Source organism: Streptococcus sp. C300 (assembly GCF_000187645.1).
Lineage (GTDB): Bacteria > Bacillota > Bacilli > Lactobacillales > Streptococcaceae > Streptococcus > Streptococcus oralis_CQ.
Genome location: NZ_GL732466.1, coordinates 937,691 through 954,638, shown reverse-complemented (window position 1 = coordinate 954,638; position 16,948 = coordinate 937,691). Strand labels below are relative to the sequence as shown.

Genomic DNA, 16,948 nt, shown 5'->3' with positions numbered 1-16,948 from the left:
AAGGGTCGCTTTTTAAGGGCATTTGTGATATAATAATGCGCAAGAGGTTTAGAATGAAAAAAAATAATTTAATCCCGTTTTCTGCAGTCTTGCTAGGACTTGCAACTTTCGGAATCTTAACTTTGCTGATTATTTTTTCACATAATCTTGCTGTAACAATCACTGTTTTGTTTTTATTTGTACTTCTTTATCTGTTTTTGTTTGTATGGCAAAAGAAACAGTATGAAAAGAGCGAAATTGAACAAATCCAATATGTAAATCACCAAGCCGAAAATAGCTTGAGTACTTTGCTTGATCAAATGCCGGTGGGAGTCCTGAAATTAGACCTATCAAGCGGAGAAGTGGAATGGTTTAATCCTTATGCTGAGCTGATTTTAACTACTGAAGAAGGCGAAATTGATGTTGAGTTAATTCAAACCATCATCAAGGCTTCTGTTGGGAATCCAGGTTCGTATGCTACCTTGGGCGAAACACGATATGCTGTTCATATGGACAAGGCTTCGGGTGTTTTGTATTTCTTTGATGTTTCTGGGGAGTACGAAGCGACTGTCGAATTGGTAACTAGTCGTCCAGTCATTGGGGTCATCTCAGTGGATAATTACGATGATTTGGAGGATGCGACGTCTGACTCTGATATCAGCCATATCAATAGCTTTGTAGCTAATTTTGTTTCAGAATTTGCAAGTAAGTATGCTATGTTCTCTCGCCGTGTGGGGATGGATCGTTTTTATGTATTCACAGATTACACAGTACTAGAGGAATTGATGAATGATAAATTCTCTGTTATTGATAGTTTCCGAGAAGAATCAAAACAGAGGCAGCTAGCCCTAACTTTAAGTATGGGATTTTCTTATGGTGATGGAAACCATGAAGAGATAGGGAAAATTGCCTTGCTCAACTTGAACTTAGCAGAAGTTCGCGGTGGTGACCAGGTGGTGGTCAAGGAAAATAACGAAACCAAGAATCCTGTCTACTTTGGTGGAGGAACTGCTGCATCTATCAAACGTACTCGTACACGTACCAGAGCCATGATGACAGCCATTTCTGATAAGATTCGAAGTGTTGACCAAGTTTTTGTAGTCGGTCATAAAAATCTAGATATGGATGCTTTGGGCTCTGCTGTTGGTATGCAGTTGTTTGCAAGTAATATTATTGAGAACAGTTATGCTGTCTATGATGCAGACCATATGCCAGCAGATATCGAACGTGCTATTCAGTTCTTGAAGAAGGAAGATGTCACGAAGCTTTTATCTCTTACAGATGCGATGAAGTTAGTTACAAACCGTTCATTATTGATTCTGGTGGATCATTCCAAGACGGCTTTGACCTTGTCAAAAGATTTTTATGATTTGTTCACTCAAACTATTGTTATTGACCATCATAGACGTGATCAGGATTTCCCAGAGAATGCAGTCATCACCTATATTGAAAGTGGGGCAAGTAGTGCCAGTGAGCTGGTCACAGAATTGATTCAGTTCCAAAATTCTAAGAAAAATCGTTTGAGTCGTATGCAGGCCAGTGTTTTGATGGCTGGTATGATGCTGGATACCAAGAATTTCACATCTCGCGTGACGAGTCGAACCTTTGATGTGGCTAGCTATCTGAGAACACGGGGAAGTGACAGTATTGCTATCCAGGAGATTGCTGCGACAGATTTTGAAGAGTACCGTGAGGTAAATGAACTCATTTTACAAGGTCGTAAGTTAGGTTCAGATATCTTGATTGCCCAAGCTAGGGACTCAATGTCTTATGACACAGTTGTTATCAGTAAGGCTGCCGATGCTATGCTGGCTATGTCTGGCATTGAAGCCAGCTTCGTTCTGGCAAAAAATACACAAGGATTTATTTCTATCTCGGCTCGAAGTCGTAGTAAAATCAATGTGCAACGTATTATGGAAGAGCTGGGTGGTGGTGGTCACTTTAATCTAGCAGCTGCGCAAATCGAGGATATGAGTTTGTCGGAAGCAGGAGAAAAATTGACTCAACTAATCCTGGAAGAACTAAAGGAAAAGGAGAAAGAAGAATGAAAGTAATCTTTTTAGCAGATGTTAAAGGAAAAGGAAAAAAAGGCGAAATTAAGGAAGTGCCAACTGGCTATGCTCAAAACTTCCTGATTAAAAAGAATTTGGCCAAGGAAGCGACTGCTCAAGCAGTGGGTGAGTTGCGTGGAAAACAAAAATCAGAAGAAAAGGCTCATGCTGAAATGATTGCTGAAGCAAAAGCCATCAAGGCTAAGCTAGAAGCAGAAGAAACGGTTGTAGAGTTTGTTGAAAAGGTTGGACCAGATGGTCGTACATTTGGATCCATCACCAACAAGAAGATTGCAGAAGAATTGCTTAAGCAATTTGGTATCAAGATTGACAAACGCAATATTCAAGTGCAAGCACCAATTCGAGCAGTAGGTTTGATTGATGTACCAGTGAAGATCTACCAAGATGTTACAAGTATCATCAATCTTCGTGTAAAAGAAGGTTAAGTTTACAACTTCTTGACAAGATTGTAAAAGGAAGGAAAGTCGGATGGCAGAAGTAGAGGAACTGCGAGTTCAACCTCAGGATATTTTAGCAGAACAATCTGTTCTGGGAGCTATTTTTATAGATGAGAGTAAGCTCGTTTTTGTCCGAGAATACATTGATTCTCGTGACTTCTTTAAGTATGCTCATCGGTTGATTTTCCAAGCGATGGTAGATTTGTCGGATCGTGGGGAAGCGATTGATGCGACGACGGTTCGGACGATTTTGGATAGTCAAGGGGATCTCCAAAATATTGGTGGCTTGTCTTACCTTGTTGAAATTGTCAACTCTGTACCAACTTCAGCTAATGCAGAATATTATGCTAAAATCGTAGCTGAAAAGGCTATGCTACGTCGCTTGATTTCCAAGTTGACAGAGTCTGTCAACCAAGCTTATGAGGCTTCTAAGCCTGCAGATGAAATCATTGCTCAGGCTGAAAAGGGGCTCATTGATGTTAGCGAAAATGCCAATCGTAGTGGGTTCAAGAACATCCGTGATATTCTAAATATCAACTTTGGGAACCTAGAAGTTCGGTCACAACAAACAACGGATATCACAGGTATTGCAACGGGCTACCGTGATTTGGACCATATGACGACAGGTCTTCATGAGGAGGAGTTAATTATCCTAGCGGCGCGACCAGCGGTTGGTAAGACGGCCTTTGCCTTGAACATTGCTCAGAACATCGGGACTAAGTTGGACAAGACGGTTGCTATCTTTTCGCTAGAAATGGGTGCAGAAAGCCTAGTAGACCGTATGCTGGCAGCAGAAGGTTTGGTGGAGTCTCATTCTATCCGTACTGGTCAATTGACTGATGAGGAGTGGCAAAAATATACCATTGCTCAAGGGAATCTAGCCAACGCGAGTATCTATATTGATGATACGCCAGGGATTCGGATCACGGAAATTCGTTCGCGTTCACGTAAACTGGCTCAAGAAACAGGCAATCTAGGCTTGATTTTGATCGACTACCTACAGCTTATCACAGGTACTGGTCGTGAGAACCGCCAACAAGAAGTCTCTGAAATTTCTCGTCAGTTGAAAATTCTAGCTAAGGAATTGAAGGTTCCAGTCATTGCTCTCAGTCAGTTATCTCGTGGAGTGGAACAGCGTCAGGATAAGAGACCAGTCTTGTCTGATATTCGTGAATCGGGTTCTATCGAGCAGGATGCGGATATCGTAGCCTTTCTATACCGTGATGACTACTACGATCGTGCGGGTGAAGAAGAGGAAGGAATTCCAAATAACAAGGTTGAGGTTATCATCGAGAAAAACCGTAGTGGAGCTCGTGGAACGGTGGAATTGATTTTCCAAAAAGAATACAATAAATTTTCAAGTATCTCAAAGAGGGAGGCATAAGATGTCAGATGCATTTACAGATGTAGCCAAGATGAAAAAAATCAAAGAAGAGATCAAGGCGCATGAGGGACAAGTCGTTGAAATGACTTTGGAGAATGGCCGTAAGCGCCAAAAAAATAGATTGGGTAAGCTAATTGAGGTGTATCCATCTCTATTTATCGTTGAATTTGGGGATGTTGAAGGAGACAAACAAGCCAATGTCTACGTTGAATCCTTCACCTACTCAGATATCTTGACAGAAAAGAACTTGATTCGCTATCTAGACTAAGAATCCTAAAATGAAGTGAGCTTTGCTCACTTTTTTCTTTTTCTCCCGAATAGTATAAACGAGGGTAACCTCGGAAATATATATTATTAAGGAGAATGAATGACGTTTTTTAAATCAGGAGTTAAGAAGAGTGGATATACTCAGTTGGGTGTAGGGCTGGCTACTTTGTTTGTTACGAGTACCTTTTTGTTTGGTGGAGAATCGGTTCAGGCCGATAGTGTAGCGCGTGGAGATGACTATCCGCTTCACTACAAAAATGGTAGTGTTGAAATCGATCAGTGGCGAATGTATTCTCGCCAGTGTACCTCTTTTGCGGCCTTTCGTTTGAGTAGTGTAAATGGCTTTGAGATTCCTCCTGCCTACGGAAATGCGAATGAATGGGGACATCGTGCAAGGCGAGAAGGCTACCGTGTGGATACTAAGCCAGAAGTTGGGGCTATTGCTTGGTCGACAGAAGGATATTATGGGCACGTGGCCTGGGTATCAAATGTATCAGGGGATACGATTGAAATCGAAGAGTATAACTATGGGGTTCGAGAAAAGTATAACCGTCGAAAAGTCAAGGCTAGTTCGATGACAGGTTTTATTCATTTCAAGGATTTATCTACTAGCCATAGTGCGGGTGAGAATGCTCGTAGCTCAGAGCTTCCGTCTAGTGGGACAATAGTATTCACGGGGAAATCACCTATTATGGACCAACCGTCAAGTACAGGAAAGGTTATTGACTACTATTATGCTGGTGAGAGTGTGAGTTATGATCAAGTTCTTGAAAAGGATGGTTATAAGTGGATTGGTTATTTGTCTTATAGCGGTTCTAGAAGATATGTGCAGTATGCAGAGTTAAGAAATACAGAGAATGGATGGAAAAAAGAAGGAGGGAGTTGGTATTACAGAGAGAATGGTAAGCTAGCGACAGGATGGAAAAAAGTTAACGGCAATTGGTATCATTTAAAAGAAAATGGGGCCATGTCAACTGGATGGATTAAGGATGGCTCTCATTGGTATTATCTAAAGGCTTCGGGTGAGATGCAGACGGGATGGCTTAAAGACAAGGGAACTTGGTATTACTTAGAGGAATCTGGCCAGATGAAAGCTAGTCAATGGTTCCAAGTCTCGGGTAAACATTACTATGTCGATGCTTCGGGAGCCTTAGCTGTTAATGCGATTATTGATGGCTACAGACTAGACAGTGATGGGGTAAGGATAGGAAGTGTTTCTTAAACATCATACAAGCTTTCTTCTTGTTCATAAAATTTTAAAATGGATATCGAATTAGTTGACGTTCTTTAAATAGTATAATATAATAACATTAAAAACTATAAAAGGGGCTTTGTCTAATGGACAAGAAGAAAGTTATTTTAACAAGTTTAGCAAGTGCAGCTGTATTGGGTGCTAGTGTACTCGTTTCACAGCCTTCAGTAGTTAAGGCAGATGAAGGGAAAGCAGAAGAGCAGGCAGTTGCTCCTGCACAACCACAAGCTGGAACAGAAGGGGAGAGCGGTGCTCAAACTGAAAAGGGATCAGAAAACGCTAGTCCAGCTAATCCTGGTGCGACAAATCCAGCTAAAATGACCAAAGAAGAGTTGATGAAGGCTTTGGATGAACTTGAGGAACAGGCTATTAGTGATATTAAGGATAAGGAAGCGATTGAGGACAAAGAGGATGCAGCTGAAGCTGTGAAGGAATATATCGGTAAGATGTATATTTCAGATACTCTTGAGTCTGGAGAGCTTAGCTTAGATAATATCATCGCTGAATTGCCAGAAGGTGCAGAAGATAAGGCTGTGGTAACAGATCCTGAAGTTCAAACTAATAAAAAATTATCTACTGAGGAGAAAACCCTACTAGACCAAGCTGAAAAAGATGCCAAAGAACAAGTTTCTCAAGCGACGGATGCTCTGGTTCAAGCCCTAGAATCTCTTGAAAATGCTGTAATTGAAGATATTAAAAAAGACGCTTCAATCACCGATAAAGAAGTGGCTATCAAAGAAGCCAAAGAAGAGATTGGTAAAGAAGATCTTTTGAAGGCTATCGCAGATGAGGATTTGGAGATTGGTGATGTTATTGTAGACTGGCCAGCAGATACAAGCGAGCACAGAACAGTAGCTGAACCTGTATCAGAATTCACAGATGAAGACCAAGCTAAGTTAGACGAAGCTGATAAAGAGGCTCAGGTTGATGCAGCTAAAGTTCGCTCAGATTTAATCGCTACACTAGAAAAAATTGAAAAAGAGACCATCGACGACATCAACAAGGATGCCACTATCACTGATAAGGAAGCGGCGATTAAGGCAGCTAAAGAAGTGATTGACAAGGACGGCATCTTGAAAGCCATCGAAGAAGGTGACATTGATGCCTCAGACTTGTTAGATGATTTCTTGGCAGAAGACAGTGATCAGGTAACACCAGCCGAAGCAAAAACTCAATCTCAACTTTCAAGCCAAGACCAAGCCAAACTTGCTGCAGCAGACAAGGAAGCAGCGGAAGAAGCAGCCAAAGTTCGCTCAGATTTAATCGCTACCCTAGAAAAAATTGAAAAAGAGACCATCGACGACATTACCAAGGATGCCACTATCACTGATAAGGAAGCGGCGATCAAAGCAGCTAAAGAAGTGATTGGCAAGGACGGTATCTTGAAAGCTATCGAAGATGGAGATATTGAAGCATCTGACTTGTTAGATGATTTCTTGGCAGAAGACAGCGATCAGGTGACACCGGCCGAAGCAAAAACTCAATCTCAACTTTCAAGCCAAGACCAAGCCAAACTTGCTGCAGCAGATAAGGAAGCAGCTGAGGAAGCCAAGAAAGAGGAAGAAGCTAAGCAAGCAGCGGAAGAAAAAGCTCACAGCGAATTGCTTTCAACGCTTGAAGGTATCGAAAAATCAACCATCGACGACATCAACAAAGATGCTACTATCACTGATAAGGACGCGGCGATCAAAGCAGCTAAAGAAGTGATTGGCAAGGATGCTATCTTGAAAGCTATCGAAGAAGGCGATATCGAAGCGTCCGACTTACTGGCAGATTTCTTGGCAGAAGACAGCGATCAGGTAACACCAGCCGAAGCAAAAACTCAATCTCAACTTTCAAGCCAAGACCAAGCTAAACTCGCTACAGCCGACAAGGAAGCAGCGGAGGAAGCAGCAAAAGTTCGCTCAGATTTAATCGCTACCCTAGAAAAAATTGAAAAAGAGACCATCGACGACATCACCAAGGATGCCACTATCACTGATAAGGAAGCAGCGATTAAGGCGGCTAAAGAAGTGATTGGCAAGGACGGCATCTTGAAAGCTATCGAAGATGGAGATATTGAAGCATCTGACTTGTTAGATGATTTCTTGGCAGAAGACAGCGATCAGGTGACACCGGCCGAAGCGATGAGCCAAGAAGATTTCTCAAGCCAAGACCAAGCTAAACTGGCTGCAGCCGACAAGGAAGCAGCAGAAGAGGCAGCAAAAGTTCGCTCAGATTTAATCGCTACCTTAGAAAAAATTGAAAAAGAGACCATCGACGACATCAACAAAGATGTCACTATCACTGATAAGGAAGCGGCGATTAAGGCAGCTAAAGAAGTGATTGGTAAGGACGGCATCTTGAAAGCTATCGAAGAAGGTGACATTGATGCGTCAGATTTGTTAGATGATTTCTTGGCAAAAGACAGCGATCGGGTGACACCGGCCGAAGTGAAGAGCCAAGAAGATTTCTCAAGTCAAGACCAAGCTAAACTCGCTGCAGCTGACAAGGAAGCAGCAGAAGAAAATAGTAATGCGAAAAAACTTGAGCTAAGTAAATTAGAAGAGCAAGTTGCTAAGATTAAAGCGCAATTATCAAGTTTACAAGTTTCTGGTGACAAGAATAGTCAAGTCAAAGACTTGCAACAAGCTTTAGCAGACTATGAGGATGCTATTAAGACTCTAAGTAGTGTCATGTCAGCTGTTCTTGAAATTGAAGACTTTAAAGGTGGGGTGAACGCAGTAGAAGCTGCAACTGCAGAGTTGCCAGAATACAAGCAAGGTGCAAACGCGGTAGAAGCTGCTGTAAATGAACTCCCAGCCTATGCAGAAAGTGGCGCTCCAGTCGTAGCGAACGTTCCAGCTTACGGAGAAAGCGGTGCCCCAATAGTAAACAATGCTCTGCCTTATGCAGAAAGTGGCGCTCCAGCCGTAGCGAATGTTCCAGCTTACGGAGAAAGCGGTACACCAATAGTAAACAACACTCTGCCTTATGCAGAAAGTGGCGCCCCAGCCGTAGCAAATGTTCCAGCTTACGGAGAAAGTGGTATACCAGTAGTAAACAACACTCTGCCTTATGCAGAAAGCGGTGCCCCAACCGTAGCAAATGTTCCAGTTTATGCAGAAAGTGGTGCTCCGGCAGTGACTACTATTCCAGCCTATGCTGAAAAGATTGAACCTGCAGTAAATGAAGTTCCAGAATACACTGGCAGTGTAGCTCCTTTGGCTACAAACCCTACTCTTGGAACTGAACAAGATCGTACCTACAAAGCGCCTGCAGCAACAGATGAACAACTCCTTCCAAATACAGGAAGCCAAGATGCTTCAGCAGTTGCATCGCTAGGATTTATTGGTCTCCTTCTTGGTTTGCTACCATTTGCAAAGAGAAAATTAAACAAATAAATCGCATAAAATCAATAAAAGAAAAGGATTTGAATGGTCCTTTTCTTTTTTATGGTGAAATAGGGACAAGTCCACGTTTTTCAGCTCTTTCCGATGGTATTTTTCCTTGCTTTCCTTTATAATGGGTGTATGGACAAGAAAAAATTATTATTAATTGATGGATCTTCAGTTGCTTTTCGAGCTTTTTTTGCGCTCTATCAGCAGTTGGATCGTTTTAAAAATGCTAATGGTCTTCATACCAATGCAATCTATGGCTTTCAACTCATGTTGAATCATGTCTTAGAGCGGGTTGAGCCCAGTCATGTTTTGGTAGCCTTTGATGCTGGTAAGACGACTTTTAGAACAGAGATGTATGCAGACTACAAGGGTGGCCGTGCTAAAACTCCAGATGAGTTTCGTGAGCAATTTCCCTTCATTCGTGAGTTGTTAGACCATCTTGGGATTCGCCATTATGAGTTGGCCCAGTATGAAGCGGATGATATCATCGGGACTCTAGGCCGTTTGGCTGAGAAGGATTCTTTTGATGTGACAATCGTTAGCGGAGATAAGGATTTGATCCAGTTGACGGATGAGCATACGGTGGTCGAGATTTCCAAGAAAGGTGTGGCTGAGTTTGAGGCCTTTACACCAGATTACCTTATGGAAAAGATGGGCATTACACCAGCTCAGTTTATAGATCTCAAGGCTCTTATGGGGGATAAGTCTGATAATATCCCTGGCGTCACTAAGATCGGTGAAAAGACGGGTATCAAGCTCTTGCTAGAACACGGTTCGTTAGAGGGTATTTATGAAAATATCGATGGGATGAAGGCTTCTAAGATGAAGGAAAATCTCATCAATGACAAGGAACAAGCCTTTTTGTCTAAAACCTTGGCGACCATTGAGACAAATGCACCGATTGAGATTGGCCTTGATGATTTGCTTTATAGTGGATCAGATGTGGAAAATCTCGGGAAATTCTACGATGAGATGGGCTTCAAACAGCTCAAGCAAGCTTTAAATGTGTCATCAACGGATGCGCCTGAAAGTTTGGATTTCACTATCGTTGACCAAGTCAGTCAAGACATGCTGAGCGCCAACTCTATCTTCCACTTTGAGCTTTTTGGTGAGAATTACCATACAGATGACTTGGTTGGTTTTGCCTGGTCCTGTGGGGATAAACTTTACGCTACAGACAAACTTGAGCTCTTGCAGGAGCCGATTCTCAAGGAATTTTTAGAAAAAACACCTCTGAAAGTGTATGACTTTAAAAAAGCGAAGGTTCTTTTAAATCGTTTGGACTTGAACCTGCAGGCCCCTGCTTTTGATAGTCGCTTGGCCAAATACTTACTCTCAACAGTCGAGAACAATGAAATTTCAACCATTGCGAATCTCTATGGCCAAACTTATTTGGCTGATGATGAGATTTTCTACGGTAAGGGGGTCAAGAAAGCCATCCCTGAACGAGAGAAATTCTTGGAGCACTTGGCTCGCAAGGTTGCTGTATTGGTTGAGACTGAGCCTGTTTTGCTTGAAAAACTCAGTGAACATGGGCAGTTAGATCTTCTCTATGACATGGAGCAGCCTCTAGCTTTTGTCCTTGCCAAGATGGAAATCGCTGGAATCAAGGTCAAAAAAGAAACCTTGCTTGAGATGCAGGCTGAAAATGAGCTTATCATTGAAAAGCTAACTCAGGAGATTTATGAACTGGCTGGTGAGAAGTTTAATATCAACTCACCCAAGCAGTTGGGCGTACTTCTCTTTGAAAAGCTCGGCCTTCCTCTAGAATACACCAAGAAAACCAAGACAGGTTACTCGACAGCCGTGGATGTGCTAGAGCGTCTGGCTCCTATTGCGCCAATCGTCAAGAAAATTCTAGACTACCGTCAGATTGCTAAGATTCAGTCTACCTATGTGATTGGTTTGCAAGACTGGATCTTGGATGATGGCAAGATCCACACGCGCTATGTGCAAGATTTGACTCAGACCGGACGTTTGTCTAGTGTGGATCCAAACTTGCAAAATATACCTGTTCGTTTGGAACAAGGTCGTCTCATTCGTAAGGCTTTTGTGCCTGAGTGGGAGGATAGCGTTCTTCTTAGCTCGGATTATTCGCAGATTGAGTTGCGCGTCTTGGCGCATATCTCTAAGGATGAGCACTTGATTAAAGCCTTCCAAGAGGGAGCTGATATCCATACCTCGACGGCCATGCGGGTCTTTGGAATTGAACGTCCTGAGGATGTGACTCCAAACGACCGTCGCAATGCCAAGGCGGTAAACTTTGGAGTGGTTTACGGGATTTCAGACTTTGGTTTGTCTAATAATTTGGGCATTAGCCGTAAGGAAGCAAAAGCCTACATTGACACTTACTTTGAACGCTTCCCAGGTATTAAAAACTACATGGATGAGGTGGTGCGTGAGGCGCGTGATAAGGGCTATGTGGAGACCCTCTTCAAGCGTCGTCGTGAGTTGCCAGACATCAATTCGCGTAATTTTAACATTCGTGGCTTTGCGGAGCGGACTGCCATCAACTCCCCTATTCAGGGTTCGGCAGCAGATATCCTCAAGATTGCTATGATCCAGCTAGACAAAGCTCTAGTTGAAGGTGGCTATCAGACCAAGATGCTGTTGCAAGTGCATGATGAAATCGTCCTTGAGGTTCCGAAATCAGAACTAGCAGCCATCAAAGTACTGGTGAAACAAACCATGGAAGAAGCCATCCAACTCAGTGTTCCCCTTATTGCAGATGAAAATGAAGGGGCAACCTGGTACGAGGCTAAATAAGAAAGTTATGAAAGAGTTTGAAGCATTTGCCTTCAAACTCTTTTTCAAGATTTTCTGTAAGCAGTTTCCTTGACTTTTCCTAGTATTTGCGTTACTATATGTCCATATAAGATATGGGAGTCTGTGTACAGTCTGAGAGGAAGTGTTAAACTTCGACCGCACCTGATCTGGGTAATGCCAGCGTAGGGAACGATACTTAGCCGAATTCTGCACCTTTTCCATATATGGAAGGGGTTTTCTTTTTGTTAAAAGGAAACCTGAGAAAAGGAGGTTTTTATGAAAGCAAGCATTGCTTTGCAAGTCTTGCCCCTATCACAGGGGATTGATCGAATTGCTATTATCGATCAGGTGATTGCTTATCTGCAAGCTCAGTCCGTGACCATGGTGGTGACACCCTTTGAAACGGTCTTGGAAGGGGAGTTTGATGAGCTCATGCGTATTCTCCAAGAAGCGCTAGAAGTGGCAGGGCAGGAAGCAGATAATGTCTTTGCCAATGTCAAAATAAATGTAGGAGAGATTTTAAGTATTGATGAGAAACTTGAAAAGTATACTGAGACGACACATTAGTCTATTGGGCTTTCTAGGAGTCTTGTCGGTCTGGCAGTTAGCAGGAATATTCAAACTTTTACCCAAGTTTATCCTACCAACTCCCTTTGAAATTCTCCAGTCCTTTGTTCGTGACAGAGAATTTCTCTGGCACCATAGTTGGGCGACCTTGAGAGTGGCTTTACTAGGACTAGTCTTAGGAGTCTTGATTGCCTGTATCATGGCTGTGCTTATGGACAGTCTGACTTGGCTCAATGACTTGATTTACCCTATGATGGTGGTTGTTCAGACCATTCCGACCATTGCTATAGCTCCTATCTTGGTCTTGTGGCTAGGCTATGGAATTTTGCCCAAGATTGTCTTGATAATCTTGACGACAACCTTCCCTATCATTGTTAGTATCTTGGATGGATTTAGGCACTGTGACAAGGATATGCTGACCTTGTTTAGTCTGATGCGTGCAAATCCTTGGCAAATCCTGTGGCATTTTAAAATCCCGGTCAGTCTGCCTTACTTTTATGCAGGTCTGAGGGTCAGTGTCTCCTACGCCTTTATCACAACAGTGGTGTCCGAGTGGCTGGGAGGTTTTGAAGGTCTTGGTGTTTATATGATTCAGTCTAAAAAACTGTTTCAGTATGATACCATGTTTGCCATTATTATTCTGGTGTCGATTATCAGCCTTTTGGGTATGAAATTGGTTGATATCAGTGAAAAATATGTGATTAAATGGAAACGTACTTAAAATAGAGCGTTTTAGAAAAGAAAAGAGGAAATAAAAATGAAGAAAACATGGAAAGTGTTTTTAACGATTGTAACAGCTCTTCTAGCTGTCGTGCTTGTGGCTTGTGGCCAAGGAACTGCTTCTAAGGACAACAAAGAAGCAGAAGTCAAGAAGATTGACTTTATCCTAGACTGGACACCAAATACTAACCACACAGGGCTGTATGTTGCCAAGGAAAAAGGTTACTTCAAAGAAGCTGGAGTGGATGTTGACTTGAAATTGCCACCAGAAGAAAGCTCATCTGACTTGGTGATCAATGGCAAGGCACCATTTGCTATCTATTTCCAAGATTACATGGCTAAGAAATTGGAAAAAGAGGCAGGTATCACTGCCGTTGCAGCGATCGTTGAACACAATACATCTGGAATCATCTCTCGTAAATCTGATAATGTAACTAGTCCAAAAGACTTGGTTGGGAAGAAATACGGAACTTGGAATGACCCAACGGAGCTTGCTATGTTGAAAACCTTGGTGGAATCTCAAGGTGGAGACTTCGAAAAGGTCGAAAAAGTACCAAACAACGACTCAAACTCCATCACACCAATTGCCAATGGTGTCTTTGATACTGCTTGGATCTACTACGGTTGGGACGGTATCCTTGCTAAATCTCAGGGTGTAGATGCTAACTTTATGTACTTGAAAGACTATGTTAAAGAGTTTGACTACTACTCACCAGTTATCATCGCAAACAACGACTATCTCAAAGACAACAAGGAAGAAGCTCGTAAAGTCATCCAAGCTATCAAAAAAGGCTACCAATATGCCATGGAACACCCAGAAGAAGCTGCAGATATCCTGATCAAGAATGCTCCCGAACTTAAGGAGAAACGTGATTTTGTCATCGAATCTCAAAAATACTTGTCAAAAGAATATGCAAGTGACAAGGAAAAATGGGGACAATTTGATGCAGCTCGCTGGAATGCCTTCTACAAATGGGATAAAGAAAATGGTATCCTTAAAGAAGACTTGACTGACAAGGGCTTCACTAACGAATTTGTAAAATAATGACAGAAATTAGACTAGAACACGTAAGCTATGCCTATGGCGATGAAAAGATTTTAGAGGATATCAACCTGCAGGTGACTTCAGGTGAAGTAGTTTCTATCCTGGGACCTAGTGGTGTTGGAAAGACCACCCTCTTTAACCTAATCGCTGGGATTTTAGAAGTTCAGTCAGGGCGAATTGTCTTGGACGGTGAAGAAAATCCCAAGGGGCGCGTGAGTTATATGTTGCAAAAGGATTTGCTTTTGGAGCACAAGACGGTGCTTGGCAATATCATCCTGCCCCTCTTGATTCAAAAGGTGGATAAGGCAGAGGCTATTGCTCGAGCGGATGACATCCTTGCGACCTTCCAGTTGACAGCTGTACGGGACAAGTATCCTCACGAACTCAGTGGTGGGATGCGTCAGCGTGTAGCCTTACTCCGGACCTACCTTTTTGGGCACAAGCTCTTTCTCTTGGATGAGGCCTTTAGTGCCTTGGATGAGATGACAAAGATGGAACTCCACGCTTGGTACCTTGAGATTCACAAGCAGTTGCAGCTGACGACCTTGATCATCACGCATAGTATCGAAGAGGCCCTCAATCTCAGTGACCGCATCTATATCTTGAAAAACCGCCCCGGGCAGATTGTTTCAGAAATTAAATTAGATTGGTCTGAAAACGAGGACAAGGAAGTCCAAAAAATTGCCTACAAACGACAAATCTTAGCGGAATTGGGATTAAATACTTAGATCCTTAGAACAATATTATATATTAAATCCGAGTAAAAATCTTGCTTGGATTTAATTGTTTCAAAGCTGATGAACATGCATGATTAGGTTTAATATTTAAATAAATAGTAAGTTAATATAAAAATAAATAAATTTTAGTTGACATTCTGTCATGAATCTGTATAATATAATTGAACCATTATAGACAATAAGGAGGATAATGTGGTGAAAAAGAGAACTAGCAAACTCTTTCGTGGCTTGATGGCCTTGCTACTGGTTGTGTCGGTCTTTTTGCCTGCACTAAGACTTAATGGAGTAGTTAGTGCTGCCGAAAAAACTGAATCAGAGTACACTTTGACTACAGAGCCGACGATTAATACGAACCGATTAGTCGATCATGCCAAATATGGAGAAGGTAAGTTCTATCTTAAAACAACTTACGCATTCCCAGACAATGTAACTCTGAATAACGGTGATTTCATGGTTTATCACGTTCCAAATGAGTTCAAAATCGAAGTAGATTCTAGTACAGATTTGAAAGCTCCGAACGGTGAAACGATTGCAAAACTGACAACAGAGAAGGCAACGAATACTGCTAAGATTACAGTAACAAACGAAGAGTACTTTAAGAAGTTTAATGAGAACAAACAAATTGTTGCATCATTTACTGTAGTATGGGCAGACCATGTTGAAAAGAATAAGGAATATGAAATCAACATTCCTGGTGCAGGAGTTTACCATTTGACTCGTATCGTTCCAGACGTTGACCCAACTGGATTTACTAAATGGGGAGTTCAAGACTCAGACGATCCTAACTATGTAAACTGGCGTATCCGTGTTAACCGCTATGCAAAATCTTACACTGGTGTAAATATCCAAGATACTATTCCTGATGGACAAGTTCTTGCAAGTGAAATCACTGGTTACTACTTCCCAGACTGGGAAAATGGTTACGGAAGAACAAAATTGGATAGTGCTCATGTCCAAGTAACAGATAAGAACCATTTCTCAATTACACCTAATGGTGATGGAACTCTTGATCATAAAGGTTTGTTCATCCTATACCGTACTCGTTTGACTAAACCAGTTGACCAAGTTACTAAACGTGTACTAAATAACGTGTCGGTAACTACAAACGAGGAAGCTCAACCAATTGATTTTGAAGGTTTTGCACCAATTACCACAACAGACGGTATTGGTGGAGGCGCCAAATCGGATGAGGTTGCTCTAGAAGTAACCAAGAAACTTGAAGGTAAAACTCTTGAAAAAGATGCATTTAGTTTCCAACTTCTAGATGACAAAGGTAATGTTTTACAAACTGTCAAAAATGACGAGAATGGTAAAGTGAAGTTCGAGGCAATCAAATACAAAGAAGCAGGAACTTTTAACTATACCATTAAAGAAGTTAATGATAACAAACCTGGATACACTTATGATGCGAACGTCCTTAAAGCGACTGTAACAGTAGAAGATGTTTTGGGTGAAAAATTAGCGAGCGTCAAATTTGAAGATTCTAAGAAAGAATTTACAAACACATACGCTGCTAAAGAAGCAAAACTTCAACTTGAAGCTAAGAAAGTCTTGAACGGTAAAGCTCTTGAGGCTGGCCAATTTGAATTTGAGTTGAAAGAAGACGGAAAAGTTCTCCACACTGTTTCAAACGATGCAAACGGTAAGATTCAATTCCCAGAACTTACGTTCACAAAAGAAGAAACTCGTACATTCACTATCTCTGAAAAAGCAGGTGATGTAGCTGGAGTTGAATACGATCCAAATGCTTATGAAGTAAAAGTAGTCGTTAAAGATAACGGCCAAGGTCAACTTGTTGCAACACCAGATACAAAGAACATTACTTTCACGAACGTTTATAAAGCTGAACCAGCTAAAAAAACTATCACAGCTACTAAAGTCTTGAACGGTAAAGCTCTTGAAGCTGATAAATACGAATTCGAACTTAAAAAAGGTGAAGAAGTCGTTGCGACAGCTAAAAACGCTGCAGACGGAACTGTTACTTTCAAAGAAATTGAGTTCGCAACAGCAGGTGACTACACTTACACTATCACTGAAAAAGCAGGTAGCGAAAAAGGTGTGACATACGATACTGCTACACATAAAGTGACAGTAAACGTTACAGATAACGGTCAAGGCCAACTTGTTGCTACTGTTACAGGTAACAACCCAACCTTCACCAACACTTATAAAGCAACTACAACAACAGCTACTATCACAGCTACTAAAGTCTTGGAAGGTAAAGCTCTAGAAGCTGACAAATACGAATTCGAACTTAAAGAAGGTGACAAAGTCGTTGCGACAGCTAAAAACGCAGCAGACGGTACTGTTACTTTCGAAGATATCAAGTACGCAGCAGCAGG

General features: G+C 41.8%; 12 protein-coding genes. All 12 read left to right on the top strand.

Features of this window, described 5'->3' with window-relative positions; genetic code table 11:
• Nucleotides 1-53 precede the first annotated feature (53 nt).
• Nucleotides 54-2,027 (top strand): DHH family phosphoesterase, encoded by a 1,974-nt coding sequence (locus HMPREF0849_RS04550; RefSeq protein WP_000739974.1) that lies wholly within the window; start codon nucleotides 54-56, stop codon nucleotides 2,025-2,027.
• The gene (gene rplI, locus HMPREF0849_RS04545; protein ID WP_000864208.1) at nucleotides 2,024-2,476 is read left to right on the top strand and encodes a 50S ribosomal protein L9; all 453 of its coding nucleotides are present in this window, start codon (nucleotides 2,024-2,026) and stop codon (nucleotides 2,474-2,476) included. Before HMPREF0849_RS04550 ends, rplI begins: the two co-directional genes overlap by 4 nt.
• Before the next feature lie 43 nt (nucleotides 2,477-2,519).
• Nucleotides 2,520-3,872 (top strand): replicative DNA helicase, encoded by a 1,353-nt coding sequence (gene dnaB, locus HMPREF0849_RS04540; protein ID WP_000852476.1) that lies wholly within the window; start codon nucleotides 2,520-2,522, stop codon nucleotides 3,870-3,872.
• A gap of 1 nt (nucleotide 3,873) precedes the next feature.
• Complete coding sequence (locus HMPREF0849_RS04535; protein ID WP_001278165.1) at nucleotides 3,874-4,140, top strand: Veg family protein; 267 nt, start codon at nucleotides 3,874-3,876, stop codon at nucleotides 4,138-4,140.
• Between the two features lie 99 nt (nucleotides 4,141-4,239).
• Nucleotides 4,240-5,361 (top strand): SH3 domain-containing protein, encoded by a 1,122-nt coding sequence (locus tag HMPREF0849_RS04530; protein WP_000142554.1) that lies wholly within the window; start codon nucleotides 4,240-4,242, stop codon nucleotides 5,359-5,361.
• Nucleotides 5,362-5,477: 116 nt separating this feature from the next.
• Nucleotides 5,478-8,774, top strand: a complete 3,297-nt coding sequence (locus HMPREF0849_RS04525; RefSeq protein ID WP_000358512.1) for an SIALI-17 repeat-containing surface protein — start codon at nucleotides 5,478-5,480, stop codon at nucleotides 8,772-8,774.
• Between the two features lie 129 nt (nucleotides 8,775-8,903).
• Nucleotides 8,904-11,537, top strand: a complete 2,634-nt coding sequence (polA, locus tag HMPREF0849_RS04520; RefSeq protein ID WP_000358441.1) for a DNA polymerase I — start codon at nucleotides 8,904-8,906, stop codon at nucleotides 11,535-11,537.
• A 276-nt stretch (nucleotides 11,538-11,813) separates the two neighbouring features.
• The gene (locus HMPREF0849_RS04515; RefSeq protein WP_000647677.1) at nucleotides 11,814-12,104 is read left to right on the top strand and encodes a thiamine-binding protein; all 291 of its coding nucleotides are present in this window, start codon (nucleotides 11,814-11,816) and stop codon (nucleotides 12,102-12,104) included.
• A complete protein-coding gene (locus tag HMPREF0849_RS04510; protein ID WP_009013602.1) occupies nucleotides 12,067-12,825 on the top strand; it encodes an ABC transporter permease in 759 nt (252 codons plus the stop codon). The genes HMPREF0849_RS04515 and HMPREF0849_RS04510 overlap by 38 nt, the downstream gene beginning before the upstream one ends.
• A 36-nt stretch (nucleotides 12,826-12,861) precedes the next feature.
• Complete coding sequence (locus tag HMPREF0849_RS04505) at nucleotides 12,862-13,869, top strand: ABC transporter substrate-binding protein (protein ID WP_000754529.1); 1,008 nt, start codon at nucleotides 12,862-12,864, stop codon at nucleotides 13,867-13,869.
• Nucleotides 13,869-14,597, top strand: a complete 729-nt coding sequence (locus tag HMPREF0849_RS04500; protein ID WP_000136204.1) for an ABC transporter ATP-binding protein — start codon at nucleotides 13,869-13,871, stop codon at nucleotides 14,595-14,597. Before HMPREF0849_RS04505 ends, HMPREF0849_RS04500 begins: the two co-directional genes overlap by 1 nt.
• 204 nt (nucleotides 14,598-14,801) lie before the next feature.
• A partial coding sequence (locus tag HMPREF0849_RS04495; protein ID WP_232202895.1) for a Spy0128 family protein occupies nucleotides 14,802-16,948 on the top strand: 2,147 nt, incomplete at its 3' end.